This is a genomic window from Hyphomicrobium sp. 802 (assembly GCF_000526135.1).
Lineage (GTDB): Bacteria > Pseudomonadota > Alphaproteobacteria > Rhizobiales > Hyphomicrobiaceae > Hyphomicrobium_B.
The window spans coordinates 2688348-2712494 of record NZ_JAFM01000001.1 but is presented as its reverse complement, the minus strand read 5'-3'; the positions used below and the strand labels follow the sequence as shown (position 1 = coordinate 2712494).

Genomic DNA, 24147 nt, shown 5'->3' with positions numbered 1-24147 from the left:
GCGAACGACGGCATAAACTTCGACCTTCTGCTTGATAGGAAAACGACATGACCGACACGACCACCCTCGAAACGAAGGGGGCGGGCGGGGAAACCGCGCGCGCCTTCGAAGAATTTCTCGAAGCCTTCGAAGCCTTCAAGGAAACGAACGACCAGCGCCTTGCTGACATTGAGCAGCGCGGCACGTCCGATACGCTCATCGCAGAGAAACTCGCGCGCATTGAAGAGACGCTCGACTCTGCGAAGCGCGTCTCTGACAACCTCGCGCTGAAAGCTGCGCGTCCGCATCTCGCGGGCGGAAATATGTCGTCCACGTTGCAGCTTGCGCACAAGGCAGCCTTCGACGGTTACGTCCGTTGCGGCGATGCTTCGCGTCTCGCGCGCATCGAAGAGAAAGCGCTGTCTGCCGGTTCGGGCGCCGACGGCGGATACCTCGTGCCTGCTGAAACGGAAGCCGCCGTCAACAGTGCGCTGAAAGCCATCTCGCCGATGCGTGCTATTTCGGGCATCCGCCAGGTGTCGGGCTCCGTCTATAACCGACCGTTCGCGACCACCGGCGTCGGCACAGGCTGGTCGGCTGAAACGGCATCGCGCACCCAAACGGCAACGCCAACGCTCGCCAACCTGCAGTTTCCGACGATGGAACTTTACGCGATGCCGGCCGCATCGCAGACGCTGCTCGACGATAGCATCGTCAACATCGACGAGTGGCTGGCGGAGGAGGTGCGCATCGCGTTTGCCGAACAGGAAGGCACCGCGTTCGTTTCGGGCGATGGCACGAATAAGCCGAAAGGCTTCCTCGCTTACGACACGGTCGCGAATGCATCGTGGGCTTGGGGCGAGATCGGCTTCGTCGCCAGTGGCGCTGCGGGTGCATTCCCGGCGAGCAATCCGGGCGACAAGATCCTCGATCTTGTTTACGCGGCAAAAGCACCTTATCGCGCCAACGGCACCTTCATGATGAGCCGCGCGACCGTCTCAGCTGTCCGCAAGTTGAAGGACGGCCAGGGCAACTATCTCTGGCAGCCTGCGAATGCACCGGGCGAATGGCCGTCGTTGCTCGGCTATCCAGTGGCCGAGAGCGAGGACATGCCGGACATTGCCGCTGACGCGACCGCGATTGCGTTCGGTGATTTCTCACGCGGCTATCTCATCGTCGATCGCGCCGGCATCCGTGTGCTGCGCGACCCCTACAGCGCCAAACCCTACGTGCTGTTCTACACGACGAAGCGCGTCGGCGGCGGCGTGCAAGACTTCGACGCGATCAAGCTGCTGAAGTTCAGCGCTTGAATGAGAGCTTGGCGACAGCGTTCCGCGCGCTGGCCGCCAAGCGCATCCGATGGCGCGTAGTCCTCGTAACGCACAGGACGATGGTGATCGGTCGAAATTCTTACGATGCAACCAACAACACCGTCATCCCGGCGAAGGCCGGGATCCATGCAAGTCAGCGATCATAACGATTGTCGAAACTTGTCTGGGTGCCGACCTTCGTCGGCATGACGGAGCGCTTGAAGCGGAACGATAGCTTCGACATTCGACGTGGCGAAGTGAAATCTTCTTCCCGCACGGGTTCCCCTCCCGCCCGTGCGGGATGCGTGCGGAGCCGCGACTTCCCCCCGGTCGCGGCTCCGCATTTTCAATTGTGCCTTACGACTCCGCTACGCGGAGCCGGCCGTAAGGGACGGCCTTGTTGGAAAAGAACGGCAAAGCATCCATGCGCCCGGCGGCCAGCTCGCGGATCGCGAGTCGCCGAGCGCAATCAAATAAGGAACATTCTTCATGTCACTCGTGATGACGAGCCCGCCAGCCGCGGAGCCGGTGACCGTGGCCGACATCAAAGCGCATCTGCGCATCGACGACAGCGACGAAGACATCCTGCTCGCGAGCCTGCTGCTGACATCGCGGATGCACATCGAAACCGCGCTGTCTTTGGCACTTATCACGCAGTCGTGGACGTTGCGTCTCGATCGTTGGCCACGCGGCCGAAGTTTAGAGTTGCCGCTGGCGCCGCTGCGTGCCGTAGATGAAGTTCGCGTGAAAGACGCAAGCGGCGCCGCGAACGTCGTCTCTGCGGAAAGTTATCTTGTCGATCTCGCTGCGCGTCCGGCGCGCCTCGTGTGGAACAATGTCGTGCCGCCTGCGCCGCAAGTTCCTGCGGGCGGGATCGAGATCGATCTCAGCGCGGGTTTTGGAGCCGACGGCGAAAGCGTCCCGGCTCCGCTGAAGCACGCCATCCTCAATCACGGCGTCGGCACAGCGATCCGCATGCTGCAGCAGTCCGTCGGCGTAACGGTCGACGGTGAGATCGGTCCCGAGACGCTCGGCGCCATCGGCGCGCGCAACGTCGTCGATCTCATCGAAGTCTACGCCGACATCCGCCGCGCGCGCTATCGCGCGCTCCCGCACTTCTGGCGGTTCGGCCGCGGCTGGCTGAAACGCGTCGATGCAACGTTGGCCCTCGGCAAATCGTGGGCAGCCACTGACGGCATCATCCGCGGACTGATGGAGCCCGCACAAAACGCAAAAGGAGAGACGACAATGAGCGACACATCGACCACGGTCACGACCGACGACAGCGCCAAATGGTGGGCGCAATCAAAGACGCTCTGGGGAACTGTGATCACGGCGGCGGCGACCGTGCTGCCGCTTCTGGCCCCCACAATCGGGGTCTCGCTGCCGGCCGACGTTATTCAGACTTTCGGCGACCAGGCCATAACGGCGGCCCAGGCCGTTACCGGTCTCATCGGCACTGCGCTCGCCATTTATGGCCGGTTTACGGCCTCTTCCGTCCTCAGCATCCGCAAAAGTTAATTGCAAATTGGGAGGGGAGGACGGACTCCAGTATTCATCGGCCATTCAACAGGCTAATCTTAACTGGTCTGATTTTTCCGGAAGAGACGTATGGTCGGTTTGGGAAAAGCGGCGGCATTCGGGGCTGCGGCAGCCTTGCTGCCGTGGAGCACCGCCTGCGCTCTCGACTGCATGACCGACTGGGGTATGGCCGGACAAATCGTACGCCGGCAAAATCTGATAACAGTAGAGGAGGTTTCCCGATCGCTGGCGGCCGACGGAGTGGGGGTACTCGTCAAGACGACGCTTTGCCGGTCGGACGACGGATATTTTTATCGCCTTGTCATCAGAAGTCCGACGGGACAGTTGAAGACAACCGTTATGAATGCCAAGAGCCGCTAGCCGGTTCGCTGTTGCGGATGGAAGGCGCGGTCAGCGCTCTCTATAATCCGCGGCATTCCGTAGGAGGGGAGGGATACGCCCGTGCGTGCACTTGTAGTCGAGGACGACAAAGATCTGAACCGTCAGCTTTCCTCAGCGCTATCGGACGCCGGCTTCGCCGTAGACACCGCCGCTGACGGCGAAGAGGGCTATTTCCTCGGCGACACCGAACCTTACGATATTGTTATTCTCGACATCGGCCTGCCGAAGATCGACGGCATTTCAGTGCTAGAGCAGTGGCGCCGCAGCGACCGCAAGATGCCGGTCATCATCCTGACCGCACGCGACCGCTGGAGCGACAAGGTGGCCGGCATGGACGCCGGCGCCGACGATTACCTCGCAAAACCCTTCCATATGGAAGAGCTTCTGGCCCGCGTCCGCGCTCAAGTGCGCCGTGCTTCCGGTCATGCCAAATCCGAGATCGAGTGCGGTCCGATCCGGTTGGATACCAAGTCGGCGCGCGTGACCTGCGAAGGCAACCCGGTCAAGTTGACGTCGCACGAATTCCGCTTATTGGCTTATCTGATGCACCATAACGGCCGCGTCGTCTCGCGCACCGAGCTGGTCGAACATCTCTACGATCAGGATTTTGATCGCGATTCGAACACGATCGAAGTATTTATCGGCCGTTTGCGGAAGAAGATTCCAGGCGATGTTATCCAGACGGTCCGCGGTCTTGGATACCGCATGAGCCAAGGACCGGATGAGGCTTAATTCACTTGCGCTGCGCCTCTTTGCGACCTCGGCAGCGTGGACACTTCTGGCGCTGCCGCTGGCCGGCTACATCATTTATGCGCTGTACCGCGAAGATGTGCAGCTGAGCTTTGACGCTCAGCTGAAAAAGCTTCTGACGCAGATCACCATCGACAGCATGAGCACGATGGGTGACCAGCCCGTCATTCCGCCGAACCTCTACGAGCCGCTGTTCGAAGTCACGCAATCGGGCTGGTATTGGCAGATCAGGCCAATCGACGGCGCGCCGGGGCGAACGCTCGTATCGCCCTCGCTTGCGACTGCCGTGCTGCCGTCTCCCTACGATCGCAAATTCCCCACCGACGATACCGGTACGCGCTGGATGAACGTGCCCGGCCCGACCGGCACGACCATCCGCATTCTCGAATTCATAGACTCTCCCGGTCACGATCCCGATAAGACGAAGTATTCGATCATCGTTGCGGGTCCGATGGACTGGTTCGAGGCGACCGTCGCCAAGTTTCGAACGCGCCTGACGAGTGCGTTGGCGCTTGTCGGATTGGGCCTGTTGGCCGCGACGGTTTTTCAGGTCCGCTTCGGCTTATTGCCGCTGCGCCGTGTCGAGAAAAGTCTGGCAAGTATTCGCTCGGGTCAAGCCGAGCGTCTCGAAGGCAACCTTCCTGCCGAGATCGAACCGCTGCAAGCCGAGCTCAACGCGCTGATCGAATCCAACCAGGACATCATCGATCGCGCGCGCACCCAGGTCGGCAATCTGGCACACGCGCTCAAGACTCCGCTCGCGGTCATCACCAACGAAGCGCATGAAGACGACAGCCAGTTTGGCAGCAAGGTCGCCGAGCAGGCGCGCTTGATGCGCGATCAGATCAGCCATTATCTCGACCGCGCGCGCATCGCTGCGCGAACGAACACTATCGGCCGCGTCACGCCGGTCGACACAACCGCCGGTCCGTTGATCCGCGCCCTCGAACGGATTCACCAGGACAAAGGCATATCGATCGACTTTACCGTTCAGCCAGGCGCCAAATTCCAGGGCGAGAAGCAGGACCTGGAAGAGATGCTGGGCAATCTGCTGGATAATGCGTGCAAGTGGGGAAAGACGCGCGTCTACCTTGCCGCGACCGTCAATAGCCAAGACACCACGATGCGCCGGAAACTTCTAATCACCGTCGAAGACGATGGACCGGGATTATCTGCAGAACAGCGCGCGAAAATCGGCAAACGCGGTTTACGTCTCGATGAGACGAAGCCCGGCTCGGGCCTTGGATTGTCCATCGTCAGCGATCTGGCCTCATCATATCGCGGAAAACTGCGCCTCGACGCATCCGAGCACGGCGGTTTAAAAGCCGTTCTAGATCTCCCTGCCGCCTAAAGTTCAATTGGTGCGCATGTCGCGGCGCAGCATCGAACTGCGGTGGGGATTTGCCCGAATTGTGGTGGATTTCCGCCTTGTCGAAGGCACAATATCGGTCTAGCCAAGTCTAGGGACTATGCGCCGGTGGGGAAAAGCGGCGCGAGGGGATGAACCGATAATGGGGTTTACCATGCGCATCGCGCGCTTTTCGCTGCCGCTGCTGGCGACGATCGCCATGCTGGGGGGCTGCAGCAACGGCAACGGCGGGGTCGATAATACAAATACCGGTCTCGTCATAGGCAGCATCACTGGCGGCCTTCTCGGCAATTCCGTAGGCAAGGGCGACGGTAAAGTCGCAACCACAATCGCCGGCGCCGTCGTCGGCGGCATTGTCGGCAGCCAGATCGGCAAGAGCCTGGATGAACGCGATAGGCGCTATGCCCAGGAAGCCGAATACGACGCGCTTGAGCGTGGCCAATCGGGCGTATCGCGCGAATGGCGTGATCCCGACACCGGTAACTATGGCGAAATCGTGCCAAGCCGCCCCTACAAACGTGGTGTTGCCGACTGCCGCGATTACACCCATACGGTCTACATCGACGGCAAGCCGAAGCAGATGCGGGGAACCGCCTGCCGGAGTGCCGACGGTCAGTGGCAGTCTGTAGGCTGACGCACTGCAGCAAAACACGGGAAACATTTCCATAATTTAACCGGTCCGCGACAGATGGGCTGCCGCGAGCTTTGACTGCTTGCCTGGACCGGCGCGCGATCCTATTCCCTCCACAAAAGCTCGAGGATCGCGCGGCGATGGTTTTTTGGATTTTAGTGGCTGTACTCGTGGCGGGCGTCACGCTGGCCATCGTAAGGCCGCTGATGCGCCCTGCCGAGCCGGCCGGCGCTACCGCTGGCGCCGATGTTGCGGTCTACAAGGATCAGCTGAAAGAAATTACGGCCGACGAGGCGCGCGGCACCCTCGGCGCCGACGAAGCTGAAAGCGCCCGCGCCGAGATCGCACGCCGCTTGCTGCGCGTGACGCAGGACAACTCCAAATCCACGACGGCCGCTGAGGCGGCCATGCGCAACCGATTTATCGTTCCCATCTCGATTCTGACGTGCATCGCCTTGCCGATCGTCAGCCTCGCGCTTTATCTCGACTATGGCAAACCGGGCATGCCGGCTCAGCCGCTCAGCGAACGGTTGGCCGAAGCCAATGCGACCAGTACTCCGAACGATCTGATCGCCAAGGTCGAGCAGCGTCTTCGCGAGCATCCCGAAGACGGCAGGGGCTGGGATGTCATTGCCCCCGTTTACTATGCGATGGGCCGTTACGCTGACGCTGCTGATGCCTATCAGAAAGCCATCCGATTGATCGGCGAAGACCCGAAGCGCTTGCAAGGGTTTGCGAACGCTCGGATCCGGATGGAAAACGGCATCGTGCCCGACGATGCGCGCAAAGCGCTGCAGCGCATTCTCGTGCTCAATCCGAACGCCACAGAACCGAAAATCTGGCTAGCGCTTGCGAAGGAGCAGGACGGTCATCTGACCGAAGCAGCGGCTGACTATAAAGATCTGATCTCGAAAGCGCCTCCCGATGCTCCGTGGCGTCCGGTCCTGGTGGAGCGCCTAGCTAAGCTCGATCCGCAGAGCGCCGCTGCTTTCGCAAACGATAAGAGCACCGCAAACGCGCCCGCTGCGGCGTCCGGCATGCCGTCTGGTCCCGAAGCCGGGGCCGTCATGAACATGAAGCCCGAGGACCGCCAGGCGTTTATCACGCAAATGGTCGATAATCTTGCGGCACGACTTAAGACGGATGGCAGCGACGCGAACGGATGGGTCAAGCTCATCCGTGCGTATCAGGTTCTCGGCCGCCATGACGACGCCGTGAAAGCGCTAAACGATGCCCGCGTTTCTTTAAAGGGCAATCAAGGAGGGCTGGCCCAGGTCGAAGATCTGGCCCGTCAGCTAGGCCTCGGAAGTTGATGGCAACATAAGATCCGCTCAGGGTTCTCATGACACGCAAGCAAAAGCGCGGAGTATTGATCGGAGGCGGCGTCGCGACACTCGCGATTGCGCTGATCCTCGTGCTGTTCGCGCTGAAAGACAGTATCGTCTTTTTTCATACGCCAAGCGATATCGTCGAAAAGCACGTTCCGCCGGGGCAGCGCATTCGCCTGGGCGGCCTCGTCGAAAAGGGGTCCGTCATTCGCGGCCAGGGCACGACGATCAAATTCAAGGTCACTGATACGCTGAAGGATATCCCGGTGACGTTCACGGGCGTCCTGCCGGACCTGTTCCGGGAAGGACAGGGTGTCGTGACTGAAGGCGTCCTCGACGGCCACGGCGGCTTCAAGGCCGACACGGTGCTGGCCAAGCATGATGAAAATTACATGCCACGCGATGTCGCGAAGGCGCTAGAAGCAAAAGGCGTGAAGCTCGGCGCCAGCGCTCACCCCGATCAGATGAAGGCAGAGATGCCTTAGAAGGATAATGCCGTGATCGTCGAACTCGGACATTTCGCTCTCATTCTCGCACTGCTGGTTGCCGTCGTGCAGGTTGTCATTCCGGCCTTCGGCGCGGCAATCAAAGACGAGCGCATGATGCGCGTTGCCGAACCCGCCGCCATATCGCAGCTCTTGCTGATCGCGGTCGCGTTCTTCGCTCTGATGCACGCTTACGTGACGTCCGACTTTTCCGTGCTGAACGTTGCCGAAAATTCGCATTCGACGAAGCCGCTGATCTATAAAATGGCGGGCGTCTGGGGCAATCACGAAGGTTCGATGCTGCTCTGGGTGCTGATCCTGGCGCTGTTCGGCGCGGCCGTCGCGCTGTTCGGCAACAATCTGCCGCCGACATTGAAGGCCCGCGTTCTGTCCGTGCAGGCGTCGATCGCCGTAGCGTTCCTGCTCTTCTCGCTGCTGACGTCGAACCCGTTCGTTCGTCTCGATCCGGCGCCTTCGGACGGCAACGGCCTGAACCCGATCCTGCAGGACCCGGCGCTCGCGTTCCACCCGCCGTTTCTCTACACGGGTTACGTCGGCTTCTCGATCGCATTCTCGTTTGCAATCGCCGCTCTGATTGAGGGCCGCATCGACGCCGCCTGGGCGCGCTGGGTGCGTCCGTGGACGCTCGCCGCCTGGATGTTCCTGACGATCGGCATCTCAATGGGGTCCTGGTGGGCCTATTATGAACTGGGCTGGGGCGGCTGGTGGTTCTGGGACCCGGTCGAAAACGCTTCCTTCATGCCGTGGCTCGCCGGAACGGCGCTGCTCCATTCCGCGCTCGTGATGGAAAAGCGCGAAGCGCTCAAGATCTGGACGGTGCTGCTTGCGATCCTGACGTTCTCGCTGTCGCTGATGGGCACCTTCATCGTTCGCTCAGGCGTGTTGACGTCGGTGCATTCGTTTGCGGTCGATCCGGCGCGCGGCGTCTTCATTCTCGCCATTCTGGTGTTCTTCACCGGCGGCGGCCTTGCGCTCTTCGCCTTGCGCGCGAAGGATATGCAGGCTGGCGGTCTTTTCCAGCCGATCAGCCGCGAAGGCTCGCTCGTTCTGAACAATCTGCTGCTCGTCACTGCGACGGCGACGGTGCTCGTCGGTACGCTGTACCCGATGGCGCTCGAAGGCCTGACGGGCGAGAAGATCTCGGTCGGTCCGCCGTTCTTCAACATGACGTTCGGCCCGCTGATGATCCCGCTGCTGATCGCGCTGCCGTTCGGACCGATGCTTGCCTGGAAGCGCGGCGATCTGCTCGGCGCCATGCAGCGCTTGGCCTTTGCCTTCCTCGCGGCGCTCGTCACGATTGTCGCCGTCTTCGCCGTCGAACATCGCGGGCCTTGGCTGGCGCCGTTCGGCATTGCGCTGGGTGTCTACGTGATGGTCGGCGCCATCGTCGAATGGGCAAACCGCGTGAAGCTCGGTTCCGCCGGACGCGACGAAGTCATGCGTCGCGCATCGAACCTGCCGCGCTCGGCCTACGGCACGCTGTTCGCGCACTTCGGCGTCGGCATGCTGATGGTCGGCATCGTCGCGACCAGCGCCTACCGCGAAGAGCACATTCTGGCGATGAAGCCGGGCGATAAGGTCATGGTCGACGGCTATGAGGTGACCTTCGCCAAGGTCGAACGTGGCCGCGGTCCGAACTACACCGAGGACATCGCCGACTTTAACGTCAAGCGTAACGGCGAGACCATCGCGACGCTCCAGCCAGCGAAGCGCCTCTATGATGCGCCGCCGCAGCCGACGACAGAAGCCGGCATTCACGCGGCGTGGCGTGGTGACCTTTACGTCGTCATCGGTGACGGCCAGCCGGGTGGCGGTTACGCCGTGCGCGCCTACTTCAACCCGCTCGTCCGGTTCATCTGGCTCGGTGCGCTGTTCATGTTCCTGGGCGGCGGCATCTCTCTGTCCGACCGGCGGCTGCGTGTCGGCGCTCCATCGCGTTCGCGCCCCATCGTTGCGGTTCCGGCGGAGTGATGATCGTGCGGCGGCCCTTGGCAATTCTGGCGCTGGCAATTTGGGCGGCACTCGCTGCCACTCCCGCGGCGTTCGCCGTTCAGCCGGGCGAAATGCTCTCTGATCCGGCGCTGGAAAAGCGCGCGCGCAACATCTCGGCCGAACTGCGCTGTCTCGTCTGTCAGAACCAGTCCATCGACGACAGCGACGCGCCGTTGGCAGGAGACCTACGCCGCCTCGTGCGCGAGCGGATCATGGCGCATGACAGTGATCAGCAAGTGCTCGACTATATCGTCGCGCGTTACGGCGAATTCGTCCTGCTGAAACCCCGGTTCGAGCTATCGACGCTGCTCCTATGGCTAACGCCGATCTTGGTTTTGCTTGCCGGCATCGTATTGATGATCCGCGCTACCCGGCCGGCCGCTCCGACCACCGGCACGCCGTTGACGGAACAGGAAAAAGCCAAGCTTAATGAGATCCTTGCGGCCAAGGATCCGTAAGCCGTTTTGCGCCCCGGCGAGGCGTTAGATTACCAACAGTTAACGTCCCTGACATGCTGCCGTAACCCCGGTTCCGCTAGGCGTCATAGTAAGGCTCGCGAAGCCTGCCTTTCAGCTGGAGACCCTGGGATGCGATTTCCGCACCGCTTGTCGACGACGTTTTCTTCAAAATTGACTTCAAAGTTTGCCCCGGCATCGGTCGCGATGCTGGCTGTTACAGCGGTGGGATTTGGACTGGCGGTGCCGTCACACCCTGTGCTGGCCGAGTCCGGTGCCCAGACGATTCAAACGCCATTCGGCCGCGCGCCGCTCTCCTTTGCCGACATCGTCGACAAGGTGAAGCCGGCGGTCGTTTCAGTTTCCGTCATCAACGACGGCGGCGCCTCGAAGCTTGCTTCGAACGAGAAGGGCGATAAGGACAAGAAGAATTTTTCGCTTCCCGATCTGCCGCCCGATCATCCGCTGCATGACTTCTTCAAGAACCTGCCGAAGGAATTCGGCCAGGAAGCTCGCCCGAAGATCGTCCAGGGCCAGGGCTCCGGCTTCGTCATTACGCCGGATGGTTACGTCGTCACGAATAACCACGTCATCGACGGCGCCACCAAGATCCAGGTGAGCTTCGACAACGACGAGATGAAGTATGATGCGAAGCTGGTCGGCACCGACCCGCGCACCGACATCGCGCTCATCAAGATCGAAAGCAAGAAGACCTTCCCGACGATAAAGCTTTCCGGCAAGCCGCCGCGCGTCGGCGATTGGGCGTTGGCTGTCGGCAATCCGTTCGGTCTGGGCGGCACGGTCACCGCAGGTATCGTGTCGGCGCTCGCACGCGATATCGGCTCCGGCCCCTATGATTACCTGCAGATCGACGCCGCTGTGAACCGCGGTAACTCGGGCGGCCCGACCGTCAACCTCGATGGCGACGTTATCGGTGTTAACACGGCGATCTTCTCTCCATCGGGCGGCAACGTCGGCATCGCCTTCGCTGTTCCTGCAAATACGGTCGCCGAAGTCGTCAAGCAGTTGAAGGCCGATGGCTCGGTCAGCCGCGGCTGGCTCGGCGTCAAGATCCAGAACGTCGACGAAGATACCGCCGCCAGCATCGGGCTTTCCGAAGCGCACGGCGCGTTCGTCAGCGAAGTAACTCCGAACGGTCCGGCTTCGAAGTCCGGCATCAAGACTCAGGATGCGATCTTGCAGGTCAACGGCGAGAAGATCGCCGACAGCCGTGATCTTGCTCGCAAGATCGCCGAACTGGCGCCGAACTCGAACGTCGACGTCAAGGTGTGGCGCAACAATGCCGAAGAGACGATCAAGGTGAAGCTCGGCCTGTTCCCGAAGAACGCCGAAGCTGCGATGAATGGCGACAATAATGACGACAACAGCAACAGCAACGAAGATGACGCCAAGTCCGTCGACCTGAGCCAGCTCGGCATCACGTTGATGCCGGCACGTACCGGCAAGGACGCTCAAGGCAAGGATACGCAGGGCGTTGCCATCGCTGAAGTCGATCCGACGTCGGATGCGGCGGAGAAGGGCCTGAAGCCGGGCGATGTCATTCTTGAGGTCTCTGGCCAGGCTGTGTCCTCTCCCGACGACGTCATCTCCGGCATCAAGAAGGCGCAGGACCTGAAGCGCACCGCGGTTCTCCTGCACGTCAAATCGGCCGACCAAAAGCGCTTTGTCGCTGTTCAGTTGACCAAAAAAGGTTGAGGTAGCGCGCAATGACGAACTCGAGCAGCTCCGTCAACCAAACGGCGGGGCTGCCTCGACGTTTGGGGGACATCCGGTTAAACAGTGAGCGGAGAGAAGACGAAGGTCGGACACAAACCATGCGCGTGCTGGTAATAGAAGACGATAAAGAAACCGCGCTTTTCCTGCAGAAATCCCTGAAAGAGAACGGTCATACGGCTGATCTGGCTCATGATGGCGAAGCGGGCCTATCGATGGCGACCGACGGCGCCTATGACGTATTGATCGTTGACCGGATGTTGCCGCTGCTCGATGGCCTTTCGCTGATCAAGTCCCTTCGAACGGAGGGCAATCGAACCCCTGTGCTTATTCTGTCGGCGCTTGGCGAGGTCGATGACCGGGTCAAGGGCCTGCGTGCCGGCGGTGACGACTATCTGACGAAACCCTACGCTTATTCCGAGCTTTTGGCCCGCGTCGAGATTCTCGGCCGTCGGACGGCGCCGGAAGAGCAGCAAACCCGCTATTCCGTCGGCGACCTCGTGCTCGACCGGCTTTCTCATCGCGTAACGCGCGGCGGCGAACACATCCTGCTGCAGCCGCGCGAGTACCGTCTGCTTGAGTATCTGATGCAGCACGCCGGGCAGGTCGTGACCCGCACCATGCTCCTGGAGCACGTCTGGGACTATCACTTCGATCCGCAAACCAACGTGATCGATGTTCATGTTTCGCGGCTTCGGGCGAAGATCGACAAGAACTTCGACAAGCCGCTGCTGCACACGGTCAGGGGCGCAGGATACACCATTCGTGACGGCCCGGTTTGATCGCGTCGCAAAAGCGGCATCGACGACAACCTTCGGATTGAGCGCGTTGGCCGTAGCGTTCTTTTTGTTCGCTGCGGCAATCGTTGTCGGCTTCCTGTTCTGGCAGACGAACAAGCTCTTTACCGATCAGGTCCTCGCGACCCTGTCGGCTGAATCCCGCATTCTGTCATCCGAGTTGAAGGTTGGCGGCCAGATGAAACTGGTCGAGACCGTCACGGCGTTGTCGCGGCCGCAAGGAACGGGGCTCTATTATCTCGCTGACAGCACGGGAGCGAAGATCGCCGGCAACCTCAATCGCATTCCGCCGGAGCTGGAAGCCGACAGTCCTGGCGGAGTCTTCAATTACCAGCCGACGGACGACGAAGGGCCGTCGCATCTCGCCGTCGCCATTCCTGTCGATCTCGGCCCTAATCTCCACCTCATCATCGGACGCGACGTCGAAGATCAGCGCGCGTTCGCCAATTCGATCCGCTTTGTCTTTCTGCTTGGTTTCGGCGCCCTTTCGATCATCGGCCTTCTGGGCGGACTGGCCGTTAGCCGCCTCATCGTCAACCGCATGGATCAGATCACGGCCGCCAGCCGCCAGATCATGGAAGGAGATCTCTCGCGGCGCATTCCGACGACGGGCAGGGGAGGCGAACTCGACGCGCTCGCAAACAACCTTAACGAGATGCTGGAACGCATCGAGGGCCTGATGAATGGTCTGCGCGAAGTCTCAGACAACATCGCGCACGATCTCAAAACGCCGCTTAATCGCATGCGCAACGCCGCCGAAGCCGCTCTTCGCGATCCGCGCGGCGAAGAGGCCTATCGTGAGGGCCTTGAACGCACGATCGAAAAGGCTGACGACCTCATCAAGACCTTCAACGCGCTGTTGTTGATCGCTCGGCTGGAAGCCGGTCCGCTCGAAGACAGCACCGAGACGTTCGATCTCGGGCATTTCGTTGCCGACGTCAGTGAACTCTACGCTCCCGCCGCCGAAGAGGCAGGCTTCAACCTGACGATCGACGTCGAGCAGAATGTGTTCGTCCGCGGTAACCGGCAACTGATCGGCCAGGCCATCGCTAATCTCATCGACAACGCCATCAAGTATTCCCGTGGCGGTGAGCCTGGAAGCGCCATCACCGTGCGCGCCTATCGCCTTGATGGCCGGCCCGTGATCTCGGTCGGTGATCATGGCCCCGGCATCGACGAAATCGACCGCGAGCGCGTGCTGAGACGCTTCGTGCGGCTGGAAGCGAGCCGCACCAAACCGGGCACCGGCTTAGGGCTTAGCCTCGTTGCGGCGGTCGCCCGCCTCCATCATGGCGAAATCCGGCTTGAGGATAACCAACCAGGCCTGAAGGTCGTGCTTCTCCTGTCGCAAAGGTGTCTCGTTGCAGTGCCCGATCAGGAGGGTGACGCGGCACCCGGGCTTGCGGCACAATGAGGGGATGGATCAGTCTCTTCCCCCAAGCGTTGCCGAACGCATATCCGAATGGCCGAAGAGCCCCGCTGACGGTCGCGGCGCCGAACGCTTCCAATCCCTGAAGGCCGAAGCCGCGGCAGCCTGCCCGCAACTCGCAGAACTGCTTCTCAATTCCGATGTCGAAAATCTGCTGACGGGCGTCTTCGAAGGTTCGCCGTATCTGACGACGCTCGCGAACCGCGATCTGGCGCGCCTCGCACGTATTTTGTCCGAGCCTCCGGCCTCACGCTTTCAAATCCTTACCGACGAACTCGTCGCGGCAATGCAGGCGGCCTCGGACCTAGGCTCTGCCAAACGCGCGCTTCGCATCTACAAGTCAGAGGTCGCGCTCTTGACGGCACTGGCCGATCTTGCAGGCGTCTGGCCGGTGATGACGGTCACCCGGACCTTGTCGGACTGCGCCGACACCGCTGTCGGGACGGCTGTCCGCTTTCTGTTTCGACAGGCATCCACACGCGGACAGTGGCAGCCGCTCGAAGCGGAAAGTCCCGAACGCGACTCTGGTTACTTCGTGCTGGCCATGGGCAAGCTCGGTGCCTTCGAACTCAACTACTCGAGCGACGTCGATCTGACGGTCTTCTTCGATCGTGACAAGGCGCGGCTCGTGGGCGACGGCGACGTGCAATCGTTCTTCGTCCGGTTGACGCGCGATCTCGTGCTGCTGCTCGATGAGCGCACACCGGATGGATATGTCTTCCGCACGGATCTGCGCCTGAGGCCCGACGCCGGGGCGACGCAAATCGCACTCTCGACCGTTGCGGCCCATGGCTACTACGAAACCGTCGGCCAGAATTGGGAGCGCGCTGCGATGATCAAGGCCCGGCCGATTGCCGGAGACCTCGAAGCCGGTGCCGAATTCCTCTCCGAGCTGTCGCCCTTCGTCTGGCGCAAGTATCTCGATTTCGCGGCGATCGCCGATATCCACGCCATGAAGCGCCAGATCCACGCGCATAAGGCGATCGGACCGATCTCGGTCGCCGGACAGAACTTGAAGCTTGGCCGCGGCGGCATTCGTGAAATCGAATTTTTTGCGCAAACACAGCAGTTGATCGCAGGGGGCCGCCAGCCCGATTTGCGCGTCAGCAGCACGCTGGACGCACTGGCAGCGCTTGAACGGCGCGGCTGGGTGAAGGCTGACGTTCGCGCCGATCTTGATGATGCCTATCGCTATCTCCGCCGTCTGGAGCACCGCGTGCAGATGGTCGCCGATGAGCAAAGCCACGAAGTGCCGGGAGAGCCCGCAGCGCTTGAGTCTTTTGCGCATTTCGCGGGATATGCCGATGTGGCGGAGCTTTCCGCTGCTTTGCTACCAGTGCTGGAAACCGTCGAGAAGCACTACGACGGTCTGTTCGAAGAACCGCCGCAGCCGTCATCGCCTGCCGGTGCCAATCTCGTCTTCGCCGGAGCCAAGGACGATCCGCGCACGCTGGAAGAGTTGAAGCGCCTTGGATATTCGCAGCCGACACAGGTTCTGGCCATCGTGCGAGGCTGGCACCACGGCCGCGCGCCGGTCGTCAGGTCGCCACGTGCACGTGAACGCCTGACGGAAGTCCAGCCGCTGCTGATCGAAGCGCTTGCCGATACGGTCGATCCCGATGGCGCGATTGCGAGCTTCGACCGTTTTCTCGCCGAGCTTCCCTCTGGCGTGCAGCTTTTCTCGTTGCTGAAGGCTCAGCCAGGGTTGATCCGGCTATTCGCCGACATCATGGGCTCCGCGCCGCGCTTGGCTCACATCCTGTCGCATCGCCGGCGGCTATTGGATGCCGTGCTCGATCCGCAGGTTCTGGGCGGCGATTTCAATGGCGCTGCCATCGACGACGTCATTGTAAAAGCCTTCGCCGCTGCCCGCGCGACAAGCGACGGCGATCCGATGCAGGAGATCCTCGATACCGCCCGGCGGATCGGCAGCGAGCAGGCCTTTCTGGTCGGCGTCAGAATTCTTACCGGCAGCATATCGGCGACCGAAGCAGGCATCGCTTACGCAACGATCGCGCAGCGCCTGATCGCGGCCCTCCTGGGTGAGGTCACGCGCGAGATGGAGCAGGACCACGGCCGTGTGCCGGGCGGGGCTGCTGCCGTCATCGCCATGGGCAAGCTCGGTGGCCGCGAAATGACGGCGGCGTCCGACGTCGATCTTATCCTCATCTACGATTTCGATCCAGCCGCCGAACAATCGGACGGGGCAAAGCCGCTCGCGCCGCCGCATTATTACACGCGCCTGACGCAGCGGCTCATCACCGCCATCTCGGCGCGAACGGCGGAAGGAGCGCTCTACGAGGTCGATATGCGCCTTCGCCCCTCCGGTCAGAAAGGGCCTGTCGCAACGAGGCTGTCGAGCTTCACGAACTACCAGGCCAGCGAAGCCTGGACGTGGGAGCATATGGCCATGACGCGGGCCCGCATCATCGCCGGCTCACGCGAGTTGTCCGGACGTGTCGAAGCCGAGATTCGCAAGGTCCTGACGGCCAAACGCGACCGCGCCAAGATCGCCGCCGACGTCCTCGACATGCGCCGCCGAGTCGAAGCCGAGAAAGCGACCTCCGATATTTGGGATTTGAAGCAGGTTCGCGGCGGGCTCGTCGATCTGGAGTTCATCGTTCAGTATTTACAACTGGTGCATGCCGCCGAGCATCCGGCAATCCTCAACCAGACGACGCTCGTGGCCCTGGCTGCGGCCGCGTCCGAGGGTGTTATCCATAACGACGACTACCTGCTGCTGGCACATGCCGGTCAATTGCTGCACGATCTGACGCAGGTGCTCCGATTGACCATCGAGGGGCCTTTCGACCCGGCATCGGCGCCGAAAGGCCTGAAATTGCTCCTGGCCCGATCAGGAGATACAACCTCTTTTGAAGACTTGGAAATAAAGTTGAAACAAACGCTTGCAGACGTAGCGGAGGCCTTCAATCGGCTGATCGTCTAGGGTTTTTATGGCCCGGCGACGGATTGTGGCAGGCTGAGACGTTCTTGCGATAACCGACACGGAAAGCCGTCTTTCGGGCGGCAGCATCCGAGGCGTTGGAGCGCAAGGCAGGCGAATAGGATGTCGAGGGGATTAGTGGCGGCAACGAGGACGGATGGCACTCCGGCCGCACCGCGACCGGCGGCCGAAAGCCGAGCCGATGAGGCGATGCTCGTTGCCGCGGTCGGTCGCGGCGACGGCGACGCATTTCGCCTGCTGATGGCCCGCCATCTCGGAAGCATCGTTTCCGTGGCGCGCCGAATGCTGCGGGACGATGCGGAGGCGGAAGACTTGGCGCAGGAAGCTTTCTTGCGACTGTGGCGTTCGAGCGGAACGCTGGAAATTGGCCCGGCCGGCATTAGGCCGTGGCTGCGTCGCGTGGTCTCGAATTTGTGCCTCGACCGCGTGCGCGGTCAGGGGCGTGTGTCGGTGGTTGAAGAATTACCCGAGGTTCCCGAGCCCGCAAAACAGCTCGCCGGCCTCGAAAGTCAAGATACGCAGCGCCGGGTTGAAGCGGCGATGCAGAAACTGCCGGACCGGCAGCGCCTTGCGCTCACGCTCTTTCATTTCGAGGGGCTGAGCCAGATCGAGATCGGTCAGGTCATGGGAGTGTCGGACGAAGCTATCGAATCTCTGCTCAGTCGGGCGAGACGGCAACTGAAGACGGAACTGAAATCGGAATGGGAGTCGCTGCGAAATGATAGCGAACTCTGAAGTGCGGGAGACTGCAGACAATGTCACGCAATAGTTTAGGCCCTGTGGGGCTCGATAAACTGGAGGCGGCGCTCGATACGTACGGAGCAGACCGTACGCGATGGCCTGCACCCTTGCGTCTTACGTTATCGGGCTTGATTGCCGGCAATCCCGACGCCCACAAAATGCTGAAGGATGCCGAAGCTTTCGATCGGCTGCTGGACAAGGCTCCGCAATATGATGCGACGCGCCTCTCGAAGTTGAGCGACCGCATCGCGGCTGCAGCAGAACGTCAGCCGCGGCTCGTCACGAGCCGGGAGCGTTCGCCAGCGGCAGCTGTTCGGCCGGCGTGGCCCACGCTTCGCCGTCACCATGGCTTGGCCGCGACTGCTCTCGCTGCATCCCTCGTGCTTGGCGTATTCGCCGGTCAAATGAAGGTCTTCACGTCGACCGCCGATGCGCTTCTCGGTGAAGATGGCTCTTCGTCAACCCTCAGCCGACAGATTGCCTTTACGGACGACGGTGACAGTTTTGTAGACGGGGATCTGCTGTGACGGTCAACGTCGATCAATCGCGGCTGGCAGCGGATCGGCCGCGCTGGCTCTATCCGGGCTTTATTGCGTCGTTGGCCTTGAACCTGCTGTTCATCGGCTTGTTTGCGACCGCCGTTTGGCATCATCACGAAGAGGAGCGAAAGAGGGACGAAGGGTTCCTTGGTTTCGTCAAACAGTTGCCTGCCGACAAGCAGACGATGATCCGGCAAAAGGTGATCGAGGCGCGCGCGTCCATGAAAGGTTTGCGCGACAACGTGCGCAAGACGTGGACCGATGCCAACGCCCTGCTGACGGCCAAGCCTTTCGACAAAGATAAATTTTTGGCTGCACTCATGCAGCTTCGGATGGCCGAAGATGCTTTCAAAGGCGCGATCTATACGAGCGTCGCAAATACCGCAGGCGAGTTGACGCCAGACGAGCGCAAGCTTCTGCAGGAATGGCGAGCGAAGCGTCACGCATCGATGCTGAAACCGCCTGGACCGCCACGGCCAGACGACGACAGGGCAAAATAACAATAACGGCGGCGACCAAGTGGATGCCGCCGTTATGTTTTCTTCAGGCCGCCATGGCGAAAAGGTCAGCCTGAACCGCGCGCAGAAGGCGCACGCTTGCTGTCCACTCGCCATTTTCCGCAACTGAACTCGTCAGCTCGGCACCTGACAGCTCGCAGAATGTGCGCGCCAGGATAATTCCGAAGCCGTCTTCCGGCTGCACGTGGATGCCGCCGATCAGCGTCAGTGAGAGATATACGGCTTCGCTGGCGGCCTTCGTTTCAATCCGCAACACAGAGCCCGGAGCCGCACGGCGGCTGGCTTCTGCAATGAGGTTGATGAGCATCTGGCGAGTCGCCTGATGGTCGCCAACGATCTCGGCATCGCCTTTGACGTCAATCGCGATGGCAATCGACTGTGCCGCAAGATCGGGGGAAGCAAAGGCGCAGGCGTCGTCGACGATCGCCCGGATCTTGCTCGTCTCGCGAGCCCGCTTGCGCTCAGGAGCCGTCAGCAGCGCCGTGATCGCCAGCGCGTCTTCCGCCGACTTCAGCAGGATACGGCCACTCGTATGAATATCGCGGGCGTAGCCACTGTAGCTCGATCCGAGAGGCCCGAAAACTTCGTTCGTCATCAGCTCCGAAAAACCGAGCACGGCGTTAAGCGGCGTCCTGAGCTCATGGCTCATATGGGCCGTCAGCTTGGCCCAGGCCGCGCGATCCAGGCCTGGTTGTACGGCGGGCGTGCCCAGAAGCTCCGGGAAGCGCATCTGGCGTCCGGTATCGGCGTTAAAGGCTGAGCGGTGGTCCGGCTCGCTGCGCTTCTGCGTGGTGTCCGCGCCATCCCGCGCAAGCGGCTGCCACGGCAGCATCACGACCAGGGCGGCAAGCCCTGCGCCAGCCACAAAGAATACGGTCGAAAGCATATCGGGGCTGAGCTGGGGAATGACGGCGCCGGCTGCCGTCAGCACGGCGGCGAGAACCAGAAAGAGACCGCGGTTTGCAAAAGTCCGGTTTGCGGCGGCTGCGTAGAGTGCGCCGGTGTGTTGCGATCCAAAGCCGCCGAACGCGGCAATACTTCCCCGTTGAGGAACGGACCAAGTCCGAGCCATCCTCAAATTCCCCTGCTGAATTTTGATCTAAGTGCCCCGCCCCACAAGGCCGAAGACGATCATGTCTCCGAGCATGATTTGAGCTTCGCCGATTTGCGACTCACCGTCGAGGGAGAAAAAATCGCTAGAGAATCAATTTTGTCGCTCTTTTCGACGGCCCGAGCAAAAGGATCGTCGGCTGTGGCCGAAATGCTCCAGAAACCGTTTAGTCGTCGAGCATCCGCGTGACCATTTCCAAGCAATCGCGCGACAGCCGCGGCGCCGAGGCCACCCTTTTCAGCGACGCCTTGGCGAGGTTCTTTCGCTTGGTCTCAAGCGCCCGATAGCTGCGGAACGCAGCCAGCATGCGTGCGGCGACCTGCGGATTGAGCGGGTCGATTTCGAGCACCTTGTCAGCCAGGAATTCATAGCCCGCTCCATCGGGACGGTTGAACTGCAGCGGATTGCTTGAAGCGAACGTACCGATGAGCGCGCGCACCTTATTCGGCGTCGTGATCTTGAAGAGCGGATGCTGACAGAGCGCCTTCACTTCATCGAGCGTTTGCTCTCGCGGGGACTGCGCCTGCGCGGCAAACCACATGTCGATGACGAGATGATCGTCTTTCCAGCGCTCGAAGAAATTATTGAGGACGCTTTCGCGTCCAGGAGCATTCACACCCGCGATGAGAAACATCGCATGGCACGCATCAGTCATGTTCGTGGCTTTGCGATAGTGCGCTTCGAGCCGCGCGAAGTCTTCCTCGGTCTCGCGCGTTGTCAGCAGCGTCAGGGCGGCATTACGCAGGGCGCGCCGGCCGGCGTTCTTGGCATCGGGTGAGAATTTCTTCTCGCGCGATGCGCCTGCGTAGATCGTTCCGAGATCGCTCGCCAGCCTCTCGCCGATCGTGCGGGCGAATGCACGGTGCTCGCCGAAGATCGCCGCGTGGTCGACCTTCGTCGCCTTCTCACGCGCAACGTCGGCAACCGACGGCAACTTCAGAAGCTCGGCCTTGTACGCATCGTCGAGACCGGAGTCGCGCAGCGCATAGCCCAATGCGTCGGTAAGTTTCGCGGCTTTCGATGCGGCGAGCGACTTCGGCCGTTTCGCGTCGAGCAGAGCCAGGATGCTTCGCGTCGCGTAGGCGTTGCTCGCCTGCCAGCGATTGAAGAGGTCGCTGTCATGGTGCATCAGAAACGCTAGGTCCTGATCGGTGAGCGGCATGTTGATCACGACGGGCGCAGAGAAGCCCCTGAGCAGCGACGGCACCGGCCGCGAACCGACGCCCTTGAACGTGAACGTCGTCGCGCGTTCGGTGACGGCCATGACGCCGTCGCGGATCTTGACGCCGCCCTCGACGTCGAGATCCATCTCTTTGCCGTTCTCGCCAAGCAGCGCCATGCTGATCGGAATGAAGTAGGGCTGCTTCTTGGCTTTGCCCGGCGACGGCTTCAGAACCTGATGAACTGTCAGCTCCGCCGACTTCTTCCGCTTGTCGTAGGTCAGGTTGCAGACCAGTTCGGGCGTGCCTGCCTGCGAATACCAGCGATGGAATTGCGAGAAATCCTGCCCGCTCACGTCAGCGAAGCAGGCAACGAAATCCTCGATGGTGACGGCCTGGCCGTCGTGACGCTCGAAATAGAGATCCATCCCGGCGCGAAATTTCTCAGGCCCGAGCGTCGTCTCGATCATGCGGACGACTTCCGCGCCTTTTTCGTAAACGGTCGGCGTATAGAAGTTGTTGATCTCGACGTAGCTTTCAGGGCGCACCGGATGGGCGAGGGGGCCTTGGTCTTCCGGAAACTGCAGCGCCTTCAGTTGCCGCACGTCGGCGATGCGCTGCACGGTGGCACTGCGCTGGTCGGCTGAGAATTCCTGGTCTCGGAAGACCGTCAGGCCTTCTTTCAGGCAAAGCTGAAACCAGTCGCGGCAGGTGATGCGGTTTCCGGTCCAGTTATGGAAATATTCGTGCGCAACGACGCTCTCGATCGATTCATAGTTTGCGTCGGTCGCAGTCTCGGGCGACGCCAGAATGAGCCGGTCGTTGAAGATATTGAGGCCTTTGTTCTCCATCGCCCCCATATTGAAGTCGGAAACGGCGACGATGTTGAACACGTCGAGATCGTATTCGCGGCCAAAGCGTTTTTCGTCCCACCGCATGGCGCGCTTCAACGATTCCATCGCCCAGTGCGCCCGCTCTTCCTTCCCATGCTCGACATAGATGCGAAGGTCGACCTCGCGGCCGGACTGGGTCTTGAACGTTGACGCTATGGACGACAGATCGCCGCCGACGACGGCAAAAAGATAGGACGGCTTGGGATGCGGATCGTCCCATACGGCATAATGGCGCTCGCCGCCGAGCAGCGTGCCGCGCTCAACCGGATTGCCGTTGGCGAGCAGAACCGGCGCCGTCGCCACATCGGCTTCGAGCCGCACGGTGTATTTGGCGAGCACATCCGGCCGGTCGAGAAAATATGTGATGCGTCGGAAGCCCTGAGCCTCGCACTGCGAGCAGTAGACCCCGCGCGAGAGATAGATGCCCTGCAGCGCCGTGTTGGCCTTGGGATTGATCGTCGTCACGATTTCGAGCGTGAAGGGCTCTTTCGGCGGCGACAGGATCGTCAGGCTGGCGTCACCGACGCGATAGGAGGACGGCTTCAGCTTCTTGCCGTCCAACGTGATGCTCTCGAGCGTCAACAGTTCGCCGTCGAGCTTCAGGGGCACCTTGCCGGTCGTCGCCGAAGCGGGATTGCGCCGGATTTCGAGTTTCGACGCGACGCGCGTTTTCGTCGGCGCGAGCGCGATGTCGAGATGGACGGTGTCGATCAGAAATTCCGGAGGGCGGTAATCCGCAAGAAGGACTGGTTTGGGATTTTCTGCTTTCATGGCACCCCGCTGCGAACGTCATAGGCGCTTTCGGGGAAAGTTCCAAGCGTTCCGCCGACCGGCAACCGCAAAGCTTCTATCCTAATCGGTGCCGGAAATCATCGTAACCAAACGACCGCAGGACATGAATTGTTCCGTCCTCGTTGAGAACCGCGAGATCGGGCAGAGGCACGCCGTTGAACGTGTTATTCTTCACAAAGGAATATTGCATCATATCGGTAAAGATGATGCGATCGCCCACTTTCAACGGCGCGTCGAATGAGTATTCGCCGATGATGTCTCCGGTCATGCATGTCTTGCCGCCCAGGATATAACCGTGCGGTTTTCGGCCGGGTTCCGCCGCGCCGATAACATGTGGCGTATAAGGCACCTCTAGAACATCCGGCATATGCGTCGAGGCCGAGGCATCGAGAATAGCGATGTCCTTGCCGTTGTGGTGTAGCCCCAGAACGGAGCCGACAAGGTATCCCGTATCGACGACGAGACCGGCGCCAGGCTCCAGAACAACGTCCACATTGAACTCTGTTTTGAATGCCTTGATTGCGGCGATCAGCTTCGAAATGTCGTAGCCGGGTTTGTTGATGAAGTGGCCGCCGCCAAAGTTCACGACCTTGACGCGCCGGACATAGTCGCCAAACGCCCGCGCGACGTGCTCGATGAGCCCGACCGATCCCTCGTGGTCCGACTCGCACAGCGAATGCGTATGCAGGATGTCAACGTCGTCCCACGGCACGCTGTCGAGCATCTCGCGCGTCGCACCGAACCGCGAGAAGGGCGCACACGGGTCGTAAAGCGCACCGCCAAGCGTGGCGTTCGAATAGCCCGGATTGATGCGGATGCCGATTTTGAGACCAGGCACCTCGCGGATCACGGCGAGATTGTCGATGATCTGCTGCGGCGAGTTGAAATAGATGTGCTGGGCGAGCTTCGTCAGGCGCGCAACCTCGCCCGGCGCGTAGGCCGGAGAGTAGACGTGCACTTCCTTGCCGAACTCGTCGTGACCAAGGCGCGCCTCGTACTCGCCGCTTGCCGTCGTGCCATCCAGCACCTCGCGCATGATCGGAAAGGCGGCCGGCAGCGCAAACGCTTTTGTCGCCAGCAGGATCTTGCAGCCCGCCTCGCGCTTGACCTCTGCGGCCCGCGCCAGATTGCGCTTCAACGCCGCCACGTCGAGCACATACGACGGCGTCGCGATGGACTGCGCCCAGTCGAAAGACTGCAGGTTCAATTTGGAAAGGTCGGACAC

Annotated in this window: 21 protein-coding genes; 17 read left to right on the top strand and 4 right to left on the bottom strand. The window is 61.2% G+C overall.

From position 1 onward, the window contains the following. Positions 1–47 precede the first annotated feature (47 nt). Positions 48–1289: a phage major capsid protein gene (locus HYP802_RS0113585; protein WP_013948006.1), complete on the top strand. Its 1242-nt coding sequence runs from the start codon at positions 48–50 to the stop codon at positions 1287–1289. Between the two features lie 154 nt (positions 1290–1443). Here HYP802_RS0113585 and HYP802_RS24130 read toward each other — a convergent pair whose 3' ends face one another. Continuing rightward, positions 1444–1566 (bottom strand): hypothetical protein, encoded by a 123-nt coding sequence (locus HYP802_RS24130; RefSeq protein WP_256380124.1) that lies wholly within the window; start codon positions 1564–1566, stop codon positions 1444–1446. Between the two features lie 212 nt (positions 1567–1778). Here HYP802_RS24130 and HYP802_RS22935 point away from each other — a divergent pair, with 212 nt between their 5' ends. From HYP802_RS22935 to HYP802_RS0113495, 16 genes are all read left to right on the top strand, one after another. Then, entirely contained in the window at positions 1779–2810 is a 1032-nt protein-coding gene (locus HYP802_RS22935; RefSeq protein WP_024275915.1) for a putative peptidoglycan-binding domain-containing protein, read from the top strand. 90 nt (positions 2811–2900) lie between these two features. Further along, positions 2901–3191, top strand: coding sequence for a hypothetical protein (locus tag HYP802_RS0113565; RefSeq protein ID WP_013947992.1), 291 nt, complete (start codon positions 2901–2903; stop codon positions 3189–3191). A gap of 81 nt (positions 3192–3272) precedes the next feature. Further along, positions 3273–3944: a response regulator transcription factor gene (locus HYP802_RS0113560; RefSeq protein WP_013947991.1), complete on the top strand. Its 672-nt coding sequence runs from the start codon at positions 3273–3275 to the stop codon at positions 3942–3944. Beyond that, the gene (locus tag HYP802_RS0113555) at positions 3934–5313 is read left to right on the top strand and encodes an ATP-binding protein (protein ID WP_013947990.1); all 1380 of its coding nucleotides are present in this window, start codon (positions 3934–3936) and stop codon (positions 5311–5313) included. Before HYP802_RS0113560 ends, HYP802_RS0113555 begins: the two co-directional genes overlap by 11 nt. A 160-nt stretch (positions 5314–5473) precedes the next feature. Continuing rightward, positions 5474–5965: an RT0821/Lpp0805 family surface protein gene (locus tag HYP802_RS0113550; RefSeq protein ID WP_013947989.1), complete on the top strand. Its 492-nt coding sequence runs from the start codon at positions 5474–5476 to the stop codon at positions 5963–5965. A 137-nt stretch (positions 5966–6102) separates the two neighbouring features. Further along, complete coding sequence (gene ccmI, locus HYP802_RS0113545) at positions 6103–7275, top strand: c-type cytochrome biogenesis protein CcmI (RefSeq protein ID WP_013947988.1); 1173 nt, start codon at positions 6103–6105, stop codon at positions 7273–7275. 29 nt (positions 7276–7304) lie between these two features. After that, entirely contained in the window at positions 7305–7775 is a 471-nt protein-coding gene (gene ccmE, locus HYP802_RS0113540) for a cytochrome c maturation protein CcmE (protein ID WP_013947987.1), read from the top strand. 12 nt (positions 7776–7787) lie between these two features. Continuing rightward, a complete protein-coding gene (locus tag HYP802_RS0113535) occupies positions 7788–9767 on the top strand; it encodes a heme lyase CcmF/NrfE family subunit (protein WP_013947986.1) in 1980 nt (659 codons plus the stop codon). A 2-nt stretch (positions 9768–9769) separates the two neighbouring features. Beyond that, positions 9770–10246 (top strand): cytochrome c-type biogenesis protein, encoded by a 477-nt coding sequence (locus tag HYP802_RS0113530; RefSeq protein WP_024275913.1) that lies wholly within the window; start codon positions 9770–9772, stop codon positions 10244–10246. 129 nt (positions 10247–10375) lie between these two features. Beyond that, the gene (locus tag HYP802_RS0113525; RefSeq protein WP_013947984.1) at positions 10376–11959 is read left to right on the top strand and encodes a Do family serine endopeptidase; all 1584 of its coding nucleotides are present in this window, start codon (positions 10376–10378) and stop codon (positions 11957–11959) included. 119 nt (positions 11960–12078) lie between these two features. After that, a complete protein-coding gene (locus HYP802_RS0113520) occupies positions 12079–12759 on the top strand; it encodes a response regulator transcription factor (RefSeq protein ID WP_029670984.1) in 681 nt (226 codons plus the stop codon). After that, a complete protein-coding gene (locus tag HYP802_RS0113515) occupies positions 12743–14188 on the top strand; it encodes a HAMP domain-containing sensor histidine kinase (protein WP_013947982.1) in 1446 nt (481 codons plus the stop codon). Before HYP802_RS0113520 ends, HYP802_RS0113515 begins: the two co-directional genes overlap by 17 nt. Positions 14189–14192: 4 nt before the next feature. After that, positions 14193–17150, top strand: coding sequence for a bifunctional [glutamine synthetase] adenylyltransferase/[glutamine synthetase]-adenylyl-L-tyrosine phosphorylase (locus HYP802_RS0113510; protein ID WP_244421019.1), 2958 nt, complete (start codon positions 14193–14195; stop codon positions 17148–17150). A gap of 120 nt (positions 17151–17270) precedes the next feature. Beyond that, positions 17271–17903 (top strand): sigma-70 family RNA polymerase sigma factor, encoded by a 633-nt coding sequence (locus HYP802_RS0113505; protein WP_013947980.1) that lies wholly within the window; start codon positions 17271–17273, stop codon positions 17901–17903. Positions 17904–17923: 20 nt separating this feature from the next. Continuing rightward, positions 17924–18436: a hypothetical protein gene (locus HYP802_RS0113500; protein ID WP_013947979.1), complete on the top strand. Its 513-nt coding sequence runs from the start codon at positions 17924–17926 to the stop codon at positions 18434–18436. Beyond that, complete coding sequence (locus HYP802_RS0113495) at positions 18433–18948, top strand: periplasmic heavy metal sensor (RefSeq protein WP_013947978.1); 516 nt, start codon at positions 18433–18435, stop codon at positions 18946–18948. Before HYP802_RS0113500 ends, HYP802_RS0113495 begins: the two co-directional genes overlap by 4 nt. Before the next feature lie 43 nt (positions 18949–18991). Here HYP802_RS0113495 and HYP802_RS0113490 read toward each other — a convergent pair whose 3' ends face one another. The 3 genes from HYP802_RS0113490 to nspC form a co-directional block, all read right to left on the bottom strand. Further along, a complete protein-coding gene (locus HYP802_RS0113490; RefSeq protein WP_013947977.1) occupies positions 18992–20038 on the bottom strand; it encodes a HAMP domain-containing sensor histidine kinase in 1047 nt (348 codons plus the stop codon). A gap of 205 nt (positions 20039–20243) precedes the next feature. Further along, entirely contained in the window at positions 20244–22901 is a 2658-nt protein-coding gene (gene pepN, locus HYP802_RS0113485) for an aminopeptidase N (RefSeq protein WP_013947975.1), read from the bottom strand. A 76-nt stretch (positions 22902–22977) separates the two neighbouring features. Further along, entirely contained in the window at positions 22978–24147 is a 1170-nt protein-coding gene (gene nspC / locus HYP802_RS0113480; protein WP_013947974.1) for a carboxynorspermidine decarboxylase, read from the bottom strand.

What these genes read in the sequence shown, in the direction of transcription:
- HYP802_RS0113510 (WP_244421019.1), top strand. Translation starts at nt 14,193, where the DNA reads ATGGATCAGTCTCTTCCCCCAAGCGTTGCCGAACGCATATCCGAATGG.
- HYP802_RS0113550 (WP_013947989.1), top strand. Translation starts at nt 5,474, where the DNA reads ATGGGGTTTACCATGCGCATCGCGCGCTTTTCGCTGCCGCTGCTGGCG.
- ccmI (WP_013947988.1), top strand. Translation starts at nt 6,103, where the DNA reads ATGGTTTTTTGGATTTTAGTGGCTGTACTCGTGGCGGGCGTCACGCTG.
- ccmE (WP_013947987.1), top strand. Translation starts at nt 7,305, where the DNA reads ATGACACGCAAGCAAAAGCGCGGAGTATTGATCGGAGGCGGCGTCGCG.
- pepN (WP_013947975.1), bottom strand. Translation starts at nt 22,901, where the DNA reads ATGAAAGCAGAAAATCCCAAACCAGTCCTTCTTGCGGATTACCGCCCT.
- HYP802_RS0113555 (WP_013947990.1), top strand. Translation starts at nt 3,934, where the DNA reads ATGAGGCTTAATTCACTTGCGCTGCGCCTCTTTGCGACCTCGGCAGCG.
- HYP802_RS0113490 (WP_013947977.1), bottom strand. Translation starts at nt 20,038, where the DNA reads ATGGCTCGGACTTGGTCCGTTCCTCAACGGGGAAGTATTGCCGCGTTC.
- HYP802_RS0113500 (WP_013947979.1), top strand. Translation starts at nt 17,924, where the DNA reads ATGTCACGCAATAGTTTAGGCCCTGTGGGGCTCGATAAACTGGAGGCG.
- HYP802_RS0113505 (WP_013947980.1), top strand. Translation starts at nt 17,271, where the DNA reads ATGTCGAGGGGATTAGTGGCGGCAACGAGGACGGATGGCACTCCGGCC.
- HYP802_RS0113520 (WP_029670984.1), top strand. Translation starts at nt 12,079, where the DNA reads ATGCGCGTGCTGGTAATAGAAGACGATAAAGAAACCGCGCTTTTCCTG.
- HYP802_RS0113585 (WP_013948006.1), top strand. Translation starts at nt 48, where the DNA reads ATGACCGACACGACCACCCTCGAAACGAAGGGGGCGGGCGGGGAAACC.
- HYP802_RS0113565 (WP_013947992.1), top strand. Translation starts at nt 2,901, where the DNA reads ATGGTCGGTTTGGGAAAAGCGGCGGCATTCGGGGCTGCGGCAGCCTTG.
- HYP802_RS0113525 (WP_013947984.1), top strand. Translation starts at nt 10,376, where the DNA reads ATGCGATTTCCGCACCGCTTGTCGACGACGTTTTCTTCAAAATTGACT.
- HYP802_RS22935 (WP_024275915.1), top strand. Translation starts at nt 1,779, where the DNA reads ATGTCACTCGTGATGACGAGCCCGCCAGCCGCGGAGCCGGTGACCGTG.